This window comes from Streptomyces sp. NPDC096205 (assembly GCF_044763135.1).
Lineage (GTDB): Bacteria > Actinomycetota > Actinomycetes > Streptomycetales > Streptomycetaceae > Streptomyces.
In genome coordinates this window covers 66,217-81,806 of the sequence record NZ_JBIWFS010000015.1, presented here as the reverse complement: position 1 = coordinate 81,806, position 15,590 = coordinate 66,217, and the positions used below count along the sequence as shown (strand labels likewise).

General features: G+C 72.4%; 15 protein-coding genes and 2 pseudogenes. 12 read left to right on the top strand and 5 right to left on the bottom strand.

Features of this window, described 5'->3' with window-relative positions; all coding sequences use genetic code 11:
- The first annotated feature begins 32 nt into the window (after positions 1-32).
- The 3 genes and pseudogenes from ACIQ6Y_RS38975 (at position 33) to ACIQ6Y_RS38965 (ending at position 1,180) form a co-directional block, all read left to right on the top strand.
- The gene (locus ACIQ6Y_RS38975) at positions 33-485 is read left to right on the top strand and encodes a flavodoxin family protein (RefSeq protein WP_404047558.1); all 453 of its coding nucleotides are present in this window, start codon (positions 33-35) and stop codon (positions 483-485) included.
- Positions 486-528: 43 nt separating this feature from the next.
- Positions 529-618: pseudogene (locus tag ACIQ6Y_RS38970) on the top strand (hypothetical protein); the annotation flags it as partial.
- A gap of 106 nt (positions 619-724) precedes the next feature.
- Positions 725-1,180 carry an SRPBCC domain-containing protein gene (locus ACIQ6Y_RS38965; protein WP_404047555.1) on the top strand — a complete coding sequence of 152 codons (456 nt, stop codon included), beginning with the start codon at positions 725-727 and terminating at the stop codon, positions 1,178-1,180.
- A gap of 4 nt (positions 1,181-1,184) precedes the next feature.
- Here the strand turns inward: ACIQ6Y_RS38965 and ACIQ6Y_RS38960 are convergent, their stop codons facing one another.
- Positions 1,185-1,916: a carbonic anhydrase gene (locus tag ACIQ6Y_RS38960; protein ID WP_404047552.1), complete on the bottom strand. Its 732-nt coding sequence runs from the start codon at positions 1,914-1,916 to the stop codon at positions 1,185-1,187.
- 179 nt (positions 1,917-2,095) lie between these two features.
- A complete protein-coding gene (locus ACIQ6Y_RS38955) occupies positions 2,096-2,518 on the bottom strand; it encodes a heme-binding protein (RefSeq protein WP_404047550.1) in 423 nt (140 codons plus the stop codon).
- A gap of 135 nt (positions 2,519-2,653) precedes the next feature.
- Here ACIQ6Y_RS38955 and ACIQ6Y_RS38950 point away from each other — a divergent pair, with 135 nt between their 5' ends.
- The 8 genes and pseudogenes from ACIQ6Y_RS38950 (at position 2,654) to ACIQ6Y_RS38915 (ending at position 12,618) form a co-directional block, all read left to right on the top strand.
- Entirely contained in the window at positions 2,654-3,586 is a 933-nt protein-coding gene (locus ACIQ6Y_RS38950; protein WP_404047547.1) for a LysR family transcriptional regulator, read from the top strand.
- Between the two features lie 166 nt (positions 3,587-3,752).
- Entirely contained in the window at positions 3,753-4,457 is a 705-nt protein-coding gene (locus ACIQ6Y_RS38945) for a type 1 glutamine amidotransferase domain-containing protein (protein ID WP_404047544.1), read from the top strand.
- A 236-nt stretch (positions 4,458-4,693) separates the two neighbouring features.
- Positions 4,694-5,191, top strand: a pseudogene (locus ACIQ6Y_RS38940) (hypothetical protein); the annotation flags it as partial.
- The gene (locus ACIQ6Y_RS38935) at positions 5,165-6,607 is read left to right on the top strand and encodes a hypothetical protein (RefSeq protein ID WP_404047729.1); all 1,443 of its coding nucleotides are present in this window, start codon (positions 5,165-5,167) and stop codon (positions 6,605-6,607) included. The pseudogene ACIQ6Y_RS38940 and the gene ACIQ6Y_RS38935, both read left to right, overlap by 27 nt.
- Positions 6,604-8,040, top strand: a complete 1,437-nt coding sequence (locus ACIQ6Y_RS38930; protein WP_404047541.1) for a VWA domain-containing protein — start codon at positions 6,604-6,606, stop codon at positions 8,038-8,040. The genes ACIQ6Y_RS38935 and ACIQ6Y_RS38930 overlap by 4 nt, the downstream gene beginning before the upstream one ends.
- A gap of 24 nt (positions 8,041-8,064) precedes the next feature.
- Positions 8,065-9,177, top strand: coding sequence for an AAA family ATPase (locus ACIQ6Y_RS38925; RefSeq protein ID WP_404047539.1), 1,113 nt, complete (start codon positions 8,065-8,067; stop codon positions 9,175-9,177).
- Positions 9,174-11,927 carry a hypothetical protein gene (locus ACIQ6Y_RS38920; RefSeq protein ID WP_404047537.1) on the top strand — a complete coding sequence of 918 codons (2,754 nt, stop codon included), beginning with the start codon at positions 9,174-9,176 and terminating at the stop codon, positions 11,925-11,927. The genes ACIQ6Y_RS38925 and ACIQ6Y_RS38920 overlap by 4 nt, the downstream gene beginning before the upstream one ends.
- 73 nt (positions 11,928-12,000) lie before the next feature.
- Positions 12,001-12,618, top strand: a complete 618-nt coding sequence (locus ACIQ6Y_RS38915) for a hypothetical protein (protein WP_404047534.1) — start codon at positions 12,001-12,003, stop codon at positions 12,616-12,618.
- 18 nt (positions 12,619-12,636) lie between these two features.
- On the opposite strand, the gene ACIQ6Y_RS38910 is transcribed toward ACIQ6Y_RS38915, so the two are convergent.
- Both ACIQ6Y_RS38910 and ACIQ6Y_RS38905 read right to left on the bottom strand, forming a co-directional pair.
- Positions 12,637-13,446: an SMI1/KNR4 family protein gene (locus ACIQ6Y_RS38910; RefSeq protein ID WP_404047531.1), complete on the bottom strand. Its 810-nt coding sequence runs from the start codon at positions 13,444-13,446 to the stop codon at positions 12,637-12,639.
- Complete coding sequence (locus tag ACIQ6Y_RS38905) at positions 13,446-13,805, bottom strand: MerR family transcriptional regulator (RefSeq protein ID WP_404047528.1); 360 nt, start codon at positions 13,803-13,805, stop codon at positions 13,446-13,448. The genes ACIQ6Y_RS38910 and ACIQ6Y_RS38905 overlap by 1 nt, the downstream gene beginning before the upstream one ends.
- 91 nt (positions 13,806-13,896) lie before the next feature.
- On the opposite strand from ACIQ6Y_RS38905, the gene ACIQ6Y_RS38900 reads away from it, so the two are divergent.
- Positions 13,897-14,349: a hypothetical protein gene (locus ACIQ6Y_RS38900; protein ID WP_404047526.1), complete on the top strand. Its 453-nt coding sequence runs from the start codon at positions 13,897-13,899 to the stop codon at positions 14,347-14,349.
- A gap of 4 nt (positions 14,350-14,353) precedes the next feature.
- Here the strand turns inward: ACIQ6Y_RS38900 and mgrA are convergent, their stop codons facing one another.
- A complete protein-coding gene (gene mgrA / locus ACIQ6Y_RS38895; RefSeq protein WP_404047523.1) occupies positions 14,354-15,397 on the bottom strand; it encodes an L-glyceraldehyde 3-phosphate reductase in 1,044 nt (347 codons plus the stop codon).
- Positions 15,398-15,590 lie beyond the last annotated feature (193 nt).

Here is a 15,590-nt window from a genome sequence, read left to right as displayed (position 1 = left end):
GCCGACCGAGGGCGGCGGGGCAGGGTTCGGGCGTGGCCACCTTGTTGATCGTCCATCACACGCCCTCGCCCAACTGCCAGGCGATGTTCGAAGCCGTCGTCGCCGGTGCGACGGCCCCGGAGATCGAGGGAGTCACCGTCGTACGCCGGGCGGCGCTGGCCGCCACCGTCTCCGACGTGCTCGAAGCCGATGCCTACCTGCTGGGAACACCGGCGAACCTCGGCTACATGTCCGGTGCGCTGAAGCATTTCTTCGACCAGGTGTACTACCCCTGCCTCGACGAGACACGCGGCCGCCCCTTCGGCTACTACGTCCACGGCGGCAACGACGTCACCGGTGCCGTGCGGGGCATCGAGGCCGTCACCACCGGCCTCGGCTGGCGGCGCACGGCGGAAGCGGTGACCGTGACCGGCGAGCCGTCGAAGAGGGACGTCGAGGCGTGCTGGGAACTCGGTGCCACCGTGGCCGCGGGCCTGATGGACTGACCCTCACCTCCCCCGAGCGGGGGACCGCTTCTTCGTCCTCGGCCTGCGCCGGCCGGTCGACCACACCGACCCCAGGGCCGGCACCTTCGAACAGCGCCTCACGCTCCTGCACGCCTCGGCCGACCGCCCCACCGTGCTGTTCACCACCGGCTACGCGGCCACGCTCACACCCCCGCGCGCCGAGGCCACCCTTCTGCGCTGGGCGGCGGGGTCGGGCGGGCGCGTCTAGTGTGAGCCCCATGTACGCGACGCGGATGTCCCGGTACGTCGAGGCGTCGCCCGGTTCCGTCTACCGGGCGCTGCTGGACGCGGACGCGGTCGGCCGCTGGCGGGTGCCGGACGGCATGATGAGCCGGGTGCACGCGTTCGACGCCCGGGAGGGTGGCGCATTCCGGGTGTCGCTGACGTACGAACAGCCCGACGCCGTCGGCAAGTCGGGCGCGCACACCGACACCTACCACGGCCGGTTCGTACGGCTCGTGCCGGACCGGCTGGTGGTGGAGGAGCTCGCGTTCGAGACCGAAGACCCGGACCTGCGCGGCACGATGACCATGACGACCACGCTCACCACCAAGGAGGGCGGGACCGAGGTCGTCATGGTGCACGAGGGCGTCCCGGACGCGGTGCCGCGCGCCGACAACGAGACCGGCACGCGCATGGCGCTCGCCAGGCTCGCCGCGCTGGTCGAGGGCTGACGGCTCAGTCGACCCGGTGCACCAGCTGGCTGCCCAGCTCGTACCGGGCGCCCACCACGGCGAGCCGGCCCGCCGTGATCCTCTCCGCGAGGTCGGGCTGAGCGGCGAGCCGCGAGCGTACGAGCCGGACCTGCGCGTCGATCGTGGCGTCGATGCGCGCGTCGCCGTCCACGCTGTGATCGATGGCCGGGCGTATCTGGTCCGCCAGGTACTGGATGTGGTCCGGCAGCGGCTCCCCGGTCCGGTCCACCTCCACGGCGGCACGCACCGCCCCGCAGGACTGATGGCCCAGCACCACGACCAGGGGTATCGCCAGCTCCAGCACCCCGTAGGCCACACTGCCGAGCACGGCCTCGTCCAGCACCTCGCCCGCCGAGCGCACGGTGAGCAGATCGCCGAGCCCCTGGTCGAACACCAGCTCCGGCGGCACCCGAGAGTCCACACAGCCGAGCACGAGCGCGAACGGGTGCTGACCGCTCGTCACCGCCCTGCGCACCGCGGGCGTCTCGTCCGGATGCCGCTCCCGGTACGTCTGCCAGCGCAAGTTGCCCGCGGCCAGCGCCCGCAGCGCCTCGGCGGGGGTGGAGGGCCGCGGCTGCGCGGGCCCGGGCCCGGCGGCGACCGCGGGCGTGGCCCCGGCCGTCAGGGCGGCGGCCCCGGTCAGACCGGCCCACAGGAGCGTGCGCCGGGCGGGCGGAAGGACAGGGGCGGCGGGGGAGTCGGCATGTGATGTCACGACGAACGAACGTACGACGGCCCCAGGGACTGCTTGCCGCTCCTTGCCGAATGCTGATCAGGGGTTGAACCGCCCTTGGGTGGTTCGTTTCCACCGGAATACCCGCGAGTAGGTGCCGGCTGCTTCCGCTTCGCGGGGGTCGCCGCGCGCGAGGACGCTCTGTTGGTGCCGCGGGCGGGTCAGGCCAGGGTGGTCAGGGCCGTCGTCGCGAAGGAGTGGTCCTGCTCGGGGGCGCCGCCGCCCACGCCGATGGCGCCGATGAGGCGGCCGTCCCGGTGGACGGGGATGCCGCCGGCGATGAACAGCAGGGGCCGGTCGAGGGCGGTGGGCAGGCTGTGGAAGGGGCCGTCCGGCTTGACCGCGTCGACGAGGTCGGCGGTCGGGGCGTCGAGCTGCAGGGCGGTGTAGGCCTTGCGGGTGCTGGTCTCGCCGGAGATGAGGACGGCCCGGTCGTCGCGGCGGAAGGCCAGCAGGTGCCCGCCGGCGTCCAGCACGGTGACGCTGACCGCGACCCCCGCCGCCTCGGCGGCCCGGCGGGCGGCGGAGACGAGGGCCTCCGCGTCGGCGGTGGTCAGGGGGGTGACAGCGGTGGTGGTGCTCATGGGGCGATGACTCCGTTGCTGATTGCGTGCGGTGCTTACGAGCGGCCACAATAGTTGCATGCGCGGGCTACGTGCAAACGCCGCAAGGTGTCGTGCCGTCCTTTGTCGCTGCCTGGGAATGGTTTGCTTCTGCCTGTGGTGGAGTACGACAAGCGCGGCGGTACGCCGAGTCTCGATCTGTTGCTGACCTTCCTGGAGATCTACCGGGCGGGCTCCCTCTCCGCGGCGGCCCAGCGGCTGGGCGTGACCCAGCCGGCCGTCACCGGGCAGCTCGCCCGGCTGGAGGAGCAGATCGGCGAGCGGCTGTTCCTGCGTACGCACAAGGGCGTCACCCCGACGCAACGAGCGGCCGTTCTCGCCTCGCGGATCGGCGTCCATGTGGACGGACTGCGCGGCGCCCTGGCCCCCGAGGGCACCGAGCCGGTGCTGGGCGGCACCGTACGGGTGGGCGGGGCGGCCGAGGTCATGACCCTTCGAGTGATGCCGGTCCTGGCCGACCTCGGCAGGCGCGGCGTACGGGTCCAGGTGACCCTCGGCCCCGCCGACGACCTGCTGTCCCAGCTGGCGTCCGGTGCCCTCGACCTGGTGGTCTCCGCGGTGCGGCCCGCCCAGGGCGGCGTCCTCGCGATGCCGCTCGTGGACGAGGAGTTCCTGCTGGTCGCCGCCCCGGCACTGGCCCACACCGTCGACGCCGAACGGCTCGCCGCCGACCCGCTCGCGGCCCTGGCGCACCTGCCGCTGGTCGCCTACGCCGACGAGCTGCCGATCGTACGCCGGTACTGGCGCAGCGAGTTCGGCCGGCGGCCCGCCAACCCGGTGGCCCTGGTCGTGCCCGACCTCCGCGCGGTGCTGGCCGCGGTGGTGGCGGGCGCGGGCGTCTCCGTCCTGCCGCGCTACATCGCCGCCCCGGCCCTGGCCGCCGGCGACATCGTCCAGCTGCACCACCCGGAGGCGGCCCCGCTGAACACCCTCTACCTCGCCGTCCGGCGGGGCGCCCCCGTCGGACCGGCGCTCGCCGTGCTGCGCGACCGGCTCCAGCGGGCGGCGCGGGACTGGAACGGTCTGTAGCAGCTGGTGTCTGTTCCCGGACGGTTCCCGCCGCCTATAAGCATGCTTATAGCCGAGCGTGGGCGGGCGGATGATCCCTGATGGATTCTGGCGTTGTCCAGCACACCGCGGAACCGCCGCGGGGCAGGTGGCCCAGCCACCTCGATCGGGAAGAACAGGCAAGTCGATGTCGAAGATTCTGATGGTCCTCTCCGGAGCCGACACCCTGGAGCTGGCCGACGGCTCCACCCACCCCACCGGTTACTGGGCGGAGGAGGTCGCCGCCTCCCACCAGGTCCTCACCTCGGCCGGCGTCGACGTCGTGATCGCCACGCCGGGCGGCGTGCGCCCCACGGTGGACGCCCTCAGCCTGAGCGAGCGCGGCGGCGTCGCCCCGGCCGACGCCGAGCGTCACCGCGCCTACCTGGACGGCATCGCCGACCAGCTGGACGCACCCCTCGCGCTGGCCGACGTACACGCCGCCGACTACGACGCGATCTACCTCCCCGGCGGTCACGCGCCGATGGCCGACCTCGCCCAGGACACCGATCTGGGGCGGCTGCTCGGTGAGTTCGCCGCGCAGGACAAGGTCGTCGCGGCCCTGTGCCACGGCGTCGCCGGACTGCTGAGCGCCCGTACCGCCGACGGCGGCTTCGCCTTCGCGGGCCGCTCCCTGACCTCGTTCACCGACGAGGAGGAGCGCCAGGGCGGACTGGGCGAGAACACGCCGTACTTCGTGGAGAGCCGGCTGCGCGAGCGCGGCGCCGTCGTCGAGACGGGCCCCGCGTGGAGCGACACCGTCATCACCGACGGCACCCTCGTCACCGGGCAGAACCCGCAGTCCAGCACGTCCACCGCACAGGCCGTCCTCAAGGCGGTCGCCGACCGCTGAACGGGCTGCGTCCACACGAGCGGGCCCGTGGGCGAAGGCGTCGTCAGACGTCCTTCGCCCACGGGCTTTTCCGCTGATCAAGAGCCCTGCGGCGAGCCTTCGCGGGGGAGGCGGACAGCGCTCGGAGATCACGTTGTCAGTGGTCGCCGGTAAGTTCGTTCGTGTTCCCGCCGGAAGGTGTCGGCACGCGGTCTCTCGCGTGCTCATGAGGCGTGCGCTGCAAAGGAGATGATGCGTTGTCCGACTGGGAGAAGTCGAGCACGGCCCGGGTGGTCCGCCCCGCCCGGCCGCGCAAGCTCGCCAAGGTGCCGTTCGTCGAACTCGCCGACGGACGACTGCAGGGCGTGGTGTCCAGCGGCTCGGACATCGAGCGGGTCTACGTGTCCTCCGTAGCCGCCGGGACGTACGCCTTCGCGTGCAGCACCAACAACAACCGCCCCTGCGGCGGCGCCCGCGGCTCGTTCTGCAACCACATCCGGGCCCTGATCAACGAGGCCGTGCTCCAGTACGGCGGTGACCGCGTCGCCCGCTATCTGCGCGTGGACCTCGCCGACGACGAGCCGGGCGCGGCATCCCTCACGTCCGCCATGAGCGCCGCGCGCCCCTCGGCGGCCGACGGCAAGGCCGCCGCGGCTCCCGTCTTCAGCCGCTTCCTGCGCCATCTCGCCTACCTCGAACTCGCCCCGGACACCGAGCCGTTGCCCGAGATGCAGTGGTTCGCGCCGACCCGGTCCCAGGTCGAGACGGACGCGCCGGAGCCGGCCACCGGCCTCCTCGCCGAACCGATCGCCGGGCTCGACGAGGCTCTCGCGGCCGTCGACGCCTTCGACCGCGCGCTGAGCGAGGGCCTGCTCAGGCCCCGCCCCGACCGCGCCGCCGATCTGACCGCGCTCGCCGACGCCCTCGCGGGCACGCCGCTGGCCGCCCGGGTGGCGGAGGCGGCCGACAAGGCGGCCGCCGGAGCCGCGAGCGAGGACCACCTCCTCGCACTCGCCGCCGCCCGCACCGCCCTGCTGGGCTCCGCCCACGACGCACTGGCCGCGCGCATCGCGGAGCTGACCGGCCGCACCCCGCAGGACGCCGACGGCCCGTCCGCACCGGGTGCGGGCCAGGCGCCCAACCTCCTGGTGGCCGCCCGGTCCTGGCTCGCCGACCTGGCCCGCACCGGCTGGCAGGGCATCGACCACGACCTCGTCTCCGGGGCGGCCCAGATCGTCTCCGCGATGCTCCCGGACCCCTCCCTGCGCCGCCTGGCCACCCTCCTCGACGGCCTCGCCGCCGAACTCGCCGCCTCCTGCCCCGGCACCGCCCTGGAGCGCATCCCGGCACGCCGCTGGGGCGACCTGTGGGCGCGCGCCCTGCTGCTCACCGTGCCCGGCGCCATCGACGCGCCCGACCCGGGCACCGCCACCGGACGCCTGCTGCCGCTCGGCGTCGACCTGCACGAACACGCCACCGCCGTACAGGCGCAGGTGCATGCGGTCCTGGAACCCGCCGACGGGGGAACGCCCCGCCTGGTGCGTGCCTCCGTCTCCGTGCCCAAGCCGGACACCGTCGTCGAGGCGGGCGTCTGGCAGCTGCTGCGGCCCCATATGTCGCTGCTCGCGGCCGTCGGCGAGGGCCGCGCCATGGAGCTCGACGGCATGCCGGTCACTGCCGAGGGCGACCTGATCTGGCACGAGGAGCAGGCGCGCCCCGGCGAGCCGGCCGACGTGTTCGCCACCGCCCGCGTGGCCCTGTCCTCCGCGACCCTCCCGGCCGCCGCACCCCTGGACCGGCACCCGGCAGGCCTCGCCGTCCCCGTCTTCCTGGAGGGCTACGCCGCCCGGCAGGACGGCGACATCACCGTGTTCGACCTGCCCTCGGGGCCGCTCGCCGTCGACACCGACCGCATCCCGACCGCCGGACCGCTCACCCCCGAGTCCGTCGCCGCCTCCAGCGCCTGCGTCGGGCTGCTGCGCTGGGACGCCGGGACGTTCACCGTGCAGCCGCTCGCCGTCGAGACGACCGTACGCAAGAAGACCGTCGCCCTGCACGCGGGCGCCTGGGCAGGCGGCACCACCGACAAGGCCGGCGTCAAGGCCGAGAAGGCCGCCACCGACGCCGTCAAGGTGCTGCGCGAGCGCGCCGGAAGGCTGCTGCGGAAATGACCGAACCCACGCGGGAAGCCACCGCTTCCGAATCAGACGTCAATCGCCGCCAAGCCCTCTACTGGCGGCTGCTCGCCCGCCTCTTCGACCAGGAGGAGCAGCCCACCCTGGAGTCCGCGAGCCTCGCCGTCGTCGAGGACATCGGCCTGCCGGCCGCGCTGCTCGACCCGCAGACCTCGGTCGACTCCCTGGTGCAGCGTCACCCCGAACTGGCCGCCGAGTTCGACGGCCTGATGGTCCCCGAGGACGGGGGCGGGGAAGAGGACCGGGACCGTGCCACCGAGGTGCGCCGCGCCGCCCTGGTGTCGAAGGTGCTGCTGAACGTCTTCGCCCAGGGCTCCGGCACCGTCACCGCCGGCCAACTCGCCCGCTGGCAGTCGGACGCCGCCTGGCTGGAGCGTGCCCTCGGCTGCAAGCCCGGCGAGCTGCGGGCCGGCCGGGCCGCGGCGCAGGGTCCGGGCGTGAGCGGTGGCGCCGGAGCGGGTGTCAGCCCCACCGGCACCGGAGGCAACCGCCACACCCCCGACCTGAGCCGGCTGATCCCCGAGATCGGCCCCGAACTCGGCGCCATCGAGGCCGACCTGGTCAAGCGCATGCACCTGCGCGAGGTCCTCGCCGACCCGCAGCTCGCCGCGAAGCTCACCCCGAGCATGTCACTGATCGAGCAGCTGCTGCGCGACAAGAACAACCTCTCCGGCGTCGCCCTCGCCAACGCCAAGGCGCTCATCCGGCGCTTCGTCGACGAGGTCGCCCAAGTCCTGCGCACCCAGGTCGAGAAGAGCACGGTCGGCACCCTGGACCGCTCCGTGCCGCCCAAGCGGGTCTTCCGCAACCTCGACCTCGACCGCACCATCTGGAAGAACCTCACCAACTGGAGCCCGGAGGAGGAGCGGCTCTACGTCGACCGCCTCTACTACCGGCACACCGCGCGCAAGACGACGCCCCAGCGGCTCATCGTGGTCGTCGACCAGTCGGGCTCGATGGTCGACTCGATGGTCAACTGCACCATCCTGGCGTCCATCTTCGCCGGACTGCCGAAGGTCGACGTCCACCTCATCGCGTACGACACGCAGGCGCTCGACCTCACGCCGTGGGTGCACGACCCGTTCGAGACGCTGCTGCGCACCCAGCTCGGCGGTGGCACCGACGGCACGGTCGCCATGGCCCTCGCCCAGCCGAAGGTCGCCGAACCGCGCAACACCGTCGTGGTGTGGATCTCCGACTTCTACGAGTGGCGCGGCGAGCAGCTCTTCGCGTCCATGTCCGCCCTGCACCGCTCGGGCGTGAAGTTCATCCCCGTCGGCTCGGTGACGAGCTCCGGCCGCGGCAGCGTCAACCCCTGGTTCCGCGAGCGGTTCAAGGACCAGGGCACCCCGGTGATCTCCGGACACATACGCAAGCTCGTCCACGAGCTCAAGACGTTCCTCGCCTGACACCTTCCGAGAAAGGCCTACGACATGTCCGACCTGCTGCGCGCCCCCGCCGAGATCAAGTACGCCGAGGAGCTGGACTGGCTGGAGTCGATCGACGACAGCCCCAAGCCGTTCTCCTGGCGGCTGTCGCCGAAGATGGTCCGCCTGTTCATCCTCGGCTCCGAGCGCGCCGACGGCCTGGACCGCGAGATCCCGCAGAAGTGGTTCGGTGACCGCAGCTTCGTCGAGCGGTCCATCGTCACCCTCGCCTCCGACCGGGGCCTGCTGCTCATCGGGGACCCCGGCACCGGCAAGAGCTGGCTCGCGGAACTGCTCGCCGCCGCGATCTGCCGTAACTCCACGCTGGTGGTGCAGGGCACCGCGGGCACCACCGAGGACCACATCAAGTACTCGTGGAACGTGTCCATGGTCATCGCCAAGGGCCAGTCCCGTGAGTCGATGATCCCCTCGCCGATCATGACCGCCATGGAGGGCGGCGCCATCGGCCGCTTCGAGGAGCTCACCCGCTCCACCAGCGACGTCCAGGACGCGCTCATCTCGATCCTGTCCGAGAAGTACATCTCCGTGCCCGAACTCGACAGCGACAACATCGTGTTCGCCAAGCCCGGATTCTCGATCATCGCCACCGCCAACAGCCGGGACCGGGGCGTCAACGACCTGTCGTCCGCACTGAAGCGCCGGTTCAACTTCGTCCGCATCCCGGTGGTCGGCAACAAGAAGGCCGAGGCGGAGATCGTCCGCTTCCGCACCGAGGAGCTGCTGCGCCGCCACCAGATCGAACTGGACGTGCCGCCCACCCTGCTGGACGTGCTGCTGCAGAGCTTCGCCGATCTGCGCGCCTCATCCGCGGCGGCCGGCAGCGACGACGAGAAGCTGGAGTCCGCCCTGTCCACCGCCGAGCAGATCGGCGTCCTCGAAGACGCCATCCTGCACAGCAACTTCTTCGGCGAGCGGACCCTGACCGCCCACACCCTCGCCTCCTCGCTCGTCGGCTCCCTCGCCCGGCGCGAGCCCGAGGACCTCGCCATCCTCAACAAGTACCTGCACGGCGTGATCGAGCCGCGCAGCAAGGAAGAGGGCGGCTCCTGGCCGGAGTTCCTCGAGGGCGGCCGCGACGCGATCGCGACCCTGTCATGAGCGAAGCCACCTTCACCGGGCTGCGCGCCCAACTCGAAGAGGCCGCGAAGACGTTCGCCGACGGCCCGCGCGCCCTGGAGGGCATCCTCCTGGGCATGGTCGACGACGTCGACCGGGCGGTCCGTGAACCCCTGGAGATCTTCCCCGTCTGCCACCACTCGCCCGCCTCCGCCCTCGCCATGGCCCGCCGGCTGCGCGAGAAGCAGCCCAAGGTGGTCTACCTGGAGCTGTGCGAGGACATGGCCCCGCTGCTCACCGAGCTGCGCAACTGCCGGTTGCCGGTGGCGGTGCAGGCCTTCGCCAGCGACATCGACGGCTTCCCCGCCGACTGGGCGCCGCTGTCGGTCGTCGCCCCGGTCACCGAGGCCTCCGCCGAGTACCAGGCCATCGCCTACGCGCTGGACACCCCGGGCGTCGAACTCGTCCTGGTCGACCGCTCCTCCGACCATGTCTTCCAGTGGCGCGAGCCCGAGGAGGACCCGGCCGAAGCGGACACCCCGGCCGAGGAGGAGGCCGCGCTGCACGGCGACGCCGTCGGCGTGGAGATCGGCGACCTCAGGCCCCGGTTCGCCGAACTGGAGGAGCATCTGCTGCGGCACGGCAAGGTGCGGCACTGGTCGGAGTGGTGGCACCAGTACGTCGAACTGCCCCTCGGCGACAGCGACCACGACACCTACCGGCAGGTGATGTTCCTCATCGGCAGCCTCTTCCGCCGCCTCGCACCCGGCGACACCCGCCGCGTCCGGATCGACGAGGACCGCGAGCGCTACATGTGGACCCGGATGCGCGAGCACCTCGCCGCCACCGGCACCGACCCCGCCGACTGCCTCTACGTCTGCGGCGCGTTCCACGCGGCCAGCCGGGTCGAGGAGTTCGGCGTCCACGGCAGCGACACCTTCGAGATCGGGCCGCGCACGGGCACCACCTGGCAGTACGGACTGATCCCGTCCAGCCACGCGGCGATCGAGGCCCAGTTCGGCCTCGCCGCCGGATCGGTGTCGATCGCGGCGACGGAGTGGGCGAAGAACATCAAGCGGACCCGGGTGAAGCCGTACCGGCTGGCCGGGCAGGCGGGCACCAAGAAGCCGGCGAAAGCGGCACCCCCTCCGGCCCCGGCCGCCGACACCCCGCCCGCCGACCGGCTGACCGGCTTCCTGCAACGCCCGCCCGTGCTCGACTCCCTCGACGAGGCCGAACTCCTCGGCTGGTCGGTGGAGATCGTGCGCGCCGCCCGCCGCAACGGCTACCTCGCCTCGACCGCCGACGCCATCGCCGTCTTCGAGACGTCCATCCTGCTCGCTGGGATGCGCGACCGGGCCAAGCCGACGCCGTACGACTTCCAGGATGCGGCCGTCACCTGCATCGAGAAGGACAGTGTGCCCGGGAGGCGCGACGTCCGCAGGCTCGTCGAGATCATGATGGGCGGCGACCGCGTCGGCCAGGTCGGCTACGACGCCCTGCCGCCCCTAGCCCGGGACGTCCACGACCGGCTCGCCCCGCTGAACCTCAAGCTCCAGCAGCGCGGCGTCCAGCGGGCCCTGCTCGACATCGCCTCGCAGCCGGAGCTGGAGAAGTGCTCCGACGTGCTGTGGATGCTGAAGTACCTGATGCCGCACGGCGCCGCACGCCCGATCATGGGCGAACGGCGGCTCGGCGAGAAGCCCATCCAGGAGTCCTGGGACCTCGCCCTCGGCACCCACCAGCGCGCCCTCATCGAGCTCGGCTACGAGGGCGTCAGCATCGAGCAGGTCCTGGAACAGCGGCTGCGTCGCACGGCCTACGACCCCAAGGCCACCACCGCGACCGTGCTCCAGGCCGTCGAGGACGCCGTCCTCCATCTGCGCAGCCGCCGCCTCGCCGACGAACTCGGCACCCGCGCCCTGGAAGTGCTGGCGGCCGAGCGCAGTGTCGACGGCGCGCCCGAGGTGCTGCGCCGGGTGCGCCGACTGCTGGCGTACTACCGCACCAGCGAGCCGACCCTGCCCGGCTGGATCGAGGCCTTCGTCAAGACCGGCTACGCCCACTACTGCACGCTGCTGCCGACGGCGTTCACCGACGAGGACGCCACCGTCCGCCAGGTCGCGGCCATGCTCGGCTTCCTGTTCAGCATGGAGAGCCTGGCGCTGTCCCTCGGCTGCGACCGCACCCAGCTCGAGCTGGCCGTAGCCCAGTCGCACCCACAGGAACCGGACCGCACGGCCCTGCTGTGGGCGGCCCAGACCCACCTGGGCCGGCTCTCCCGCGCCGAACTGCGCGCCCGCTGCACCGAGCTGCTGGGCAACCCCCTGGTCGTGCCCGCCTATCCGCGCTACCTCAGCGGGTTCCTGCACGCCCTGGAGCCGGTGCCGCAGCTCACCGACTTCGTCGTGGAAGCCGTCTCCAGCGCCTTCGCCGAGCTGCCCGACCCGGTGCTGCTGCCCTGGCTGCCGACCCTGATCACCACCCTGCGGTCGGGCGGCGCCGACCTCGCCCCGCTGCTCATACGCGAGGCCGGGCGGATCTACCCCGGACGCCTGGAGGCCCTGGACACCTGGGTGCCGCCGTGGCGGACGGAGGCGCAGCAGGCCCCCGCGTCGCCGAGGTCCCGGGCGGGCGCCGTGGCGCTGCTCGCGGCCCATCCCGCGACCTGCGACGCCCTCGCCGGACTGCTCGGCTGCGAGGGGACCTGGGAGACGGCGGCCCCGAGGGGCGCGGCCCTGCTCGAACGCCACCCGCGGACGGCGACCGCGCTGGAGGCGCTGCTGGCCTGACGACCCTGACCGATCCCACCGGCCCCCGGCCCGGCATACTCGATCACACCGTTGCCGAGTCGGGGGAGCCGGAGTGGGAGAGAGCTGGGTCGCGCTGGCCGTCGCCGTGGTCGGCGTGGCCGGCACGCTGGGGGCCGCGCAGCTGACACAGAGCCGGGCCGACCGCACCAAGCGGCTCGAACTGGAGGCGCTGGCCCGGCAGCAGCGCGAGGAGCGTGAACACGCCGAGCGGGTGCGGCGCTCCGAGGCCGCCGAGGCCCGGCGCCGCGAGCGGCTGGAGCTGCGCCGTACCTGCTACATCGGCCTCAACACGGCCTTCCGGCAGTACCAGACCGCGCAGATCAACCTGGTGCACGCCCTGCGCTCCGGAGACAGGGACGCCGTCGAGGAGTGCGCGGAGCAGTTGGAGGAGAGCCGTGGCATCCAGCGCGAGAGCTACGCCGAGGCGCAGATGATCACGCCGGACCGGGTGATGAGCACGGTCAGTGCCGCCGGCCATCAGCTCGGTCGCGGCTACGGCACCCTCAAGGGGTTCCTCGAGCAGTTCCGCGACGACACCTCGCCCGCGCCGGACGTGGCCGTCCTCGACGAGTTCGCGGCCGTGGACGTCGAGACGGCCTGGGCGCTGCTGTCCGACCTGCGCAAGGCACTTCGCCGAGACCTGGGCGTGGACGCCTCCGACGACGAGTGAGGGGCTCGGCCGCGGGCCTCACGGCCGGGCGTCCTCCGGTGCCCGCGTCTCCCAGGCGGGCAGCACCGTACCCCCGCCCGTCGTCACCTGTCGTACCTCACAGCCCATGAGCCGTACGGCGTCGAACAGACGCTCCCCGGCCCGCTGTGTGTCCTCGGGAGGGAGCCCGACACGGATCTGGTGAGGGCGGGACCGGTCGTAGGTGAACAGCCAGTCGTCGGCGACTGCGGCGAAGTGATCCTGGCCCGAGGCGCCCCCGTCCGACTCCCAGGACCCCCGGTCCGCGGTCGGCGCGAAGGCGTCCCGGAGGATTCGCAGGCGTTCGGCATACGGGTACGGCCCCTCGGACAGGACGACACACCGGTGGGTCCGCGTGCGGAACGCGTTGAACCACGGCGCGAGCCCGGCCTCCATGGCGCCCAGCAGCCGCGACTCCAGCAGCCCGAGCGACCAGCCCGCCACGAACTCCCCTGCTCCGACGGCGAGTTCCTCGACGGCCCCCTTGGCGTCCCAGATCACCACCGGCCAGTCGCCGGGCGACCCGTCGGTGCGCCAGCACAACCGGTCGGCGTCGATGGTGCTGCCCCAGACCAGCAGCCCGCCCGTGCTCCGCCAGGTGAGGCTGTTGTACGGACGGGAGCCGAACGGCGTGTGCAGATAGAGGTAGTCGCAGAACTCGCCCCAGCCGTACGTCTCGACCAGCCACTTGTAGTCGGCGGGCAGCTCCACGCCGAGCGCCTCCTCGGCCGCACGCCAGTCCCCGCGCGCGTCGATCGGCACGGCCGGAGGAGCCACCCCGGCCGCCAACCGCGCGAGAGCGCCCGGCATCACACCGCTCCGGCCCGCAGCGGGCAACCGGTGCCGACGCGTTCGCTCAAGTCGGCCCGGAGGGCGGACAGTTCTGCCATGCGTGTGTCGATGACCCGGATCTTGTCCTCGAACAGTGCGGACAGGGCCTCGGCGGAGTCGGGGGCGTCGCGCAGGTCGTCGCCGTGCCGGCGGATCTCGGCCAGGGTGAAGCCCAGGGCCTGGGCCGTGCGGACGTAGAAGAGCCAGGTCACGGCCTCCTCCGGGAAGTCCCGGTAGCCGTTCGCCAGGCGGTGGCCGGTGACCAGGCCCTGGCGCTCGTAGAAACGGATGGCGTCCTTGCTCAGGCCGGTCCGTGCCGCCAACTCACCGATACGCATGCCCGTTTCACCCCCAGGTGGACTTGACCTTGGACAGTACTCCACCGTTCAGCATGAGGGCCCTACCCCACCCCTCACCCGGAGGTCCGCCATGACCCCTACCCGACCCGCCTACCTGCGGCTCGTGCGCGCGAGCGCCTGGTACGACCTCGTCGTCACGGCGGGTTTCGTCACCCCGTGGACCTACGCACTGGTGCACACCGGCCTGTCCTGGACCGCGGAGACACTCGGGCTCGGCGCGCTGCCCGCCAGGGAACCGATGCAGGTCCTGTACGCCGACCTGATGGGGTCGGTGGTGATCGTGTGGTCCCTGCTGCGGCTGCGCGCACCCCTGCCGGTGCACGGGCTGTACGACGGTGTCGCGCGCGCCCTGTTCTCCTTCTGGATGGCGTACGCGCTGGCCGCCGGTGCCTCGGGCGTGCTGTGGCCGTTCCTGGCCGTCGAGGCGGCCTGGGGCGTCGTACAGCTGGCGCCCTGGTGGCGGGAGAGGCGCGCCGCCGGACGGCGTGGGTCGGGCCGTCCGGCGGAGGGGAAGCGGGTGTAGCGGGTCAGTCGAGGTTGCCCAGGCGGGCGTCCTGCCACAGGTCGACGCCGCCGTCGGTGGCGAGCTTGTCGATCTCGGCGAGTTCCTCGGCGCTGAAGTCGAGGTTCTCCAGCGCGGCCACGTTCTGCTCCAGCTGCTCGACGCGGGAGGCGCCGATGACCAGGGAGGTGACCCGCTCGTCGCGCAGCGCCCAGGCGAGCGCCATCTGGGCGAGGGTCTGGCCGCGGCGGGACGCGAGGTCGTTCAGGGCCCGCAGCCGGCGCAGCATGTCCTCCGTCAGCCAGCTGGTGTCGAAGGACTTGCCCTGCGCGGCCCGCGAGTCCTGGGGCACGCCGTCGAGGTAGCGGCCGGTGAGCAGGCCCTGGGCCAGCGCGGTGAAGCCGATGACGCCGAAGCCCTCCTCCTCGGCGGCGTCCAGCAGCCCGTCCGTCTCGATCCAGCGGTTGAGCATGCTGTACGACGGCTGGTGGATGAGCAGCGGCGTGCCGAGCTCGCGCAGGATGCCGACGGCGTCGCGAGTGCGCTCGGCGTCGTACGAGGAGATGCCCACGTAGAGGGCCTTGCCCTGGCGGACGGCCGTGTCGAGCGCACCCATCGTCTCCTCGAGCGGGGTGCTCGCGTCGAGCCGGTGGGAGTAGAAGATGTCGACGTAGTCCAGCCCCATGCGGCTGAGCGACTGGTCGAGCGAGGCGAGCACGTACTTGCGGGAGCCGCCGCCCTGCCCGTAGGGGCCCGGCCACATGTCCCAGCCGGCCTTGGTGGAGATCACCAGCTCGTCCCGGTACGGCGCGAGGTCCTGCTTCATCAGTCGCCCGAAGTTGATCTCGGCGGCGCCGTAGGGCGGTCCGTAGTTGTTCGCCAGGTCGTGGTGGGTGATGCCGAGGTCGAAGGCACGCAGGGCGATCTCGCGCTGGGTCTCGAAGGGCTTGTCGTCGCCGAAGTTGTGCCAGTAGCCGAGCGACAGCAGCGGGAGGTCCAGTCCTGAGCGTCCGGTGCGCCGGTAGCGCATGGTGCCGTTGTAGCGCTCGGGGTCCGCGACGTGGTTCATCGGGTGATCTCCGGGTGGTGCGGTGAGGGGCCCCGTCGGGGGAGGGGTATGTGCCCACCCTGCCCCCGGGTGATCCCGAAGTCCAACTGCCCGGGTTCATCGCATTCAGCGGTGTCGCTTCTGAATGCGGTCGGGGTCCCGGTGCGGGTGCGGGTGCGGGTGCGGGTCTGGGTCTGGGTCCAGGTGCGGGGCC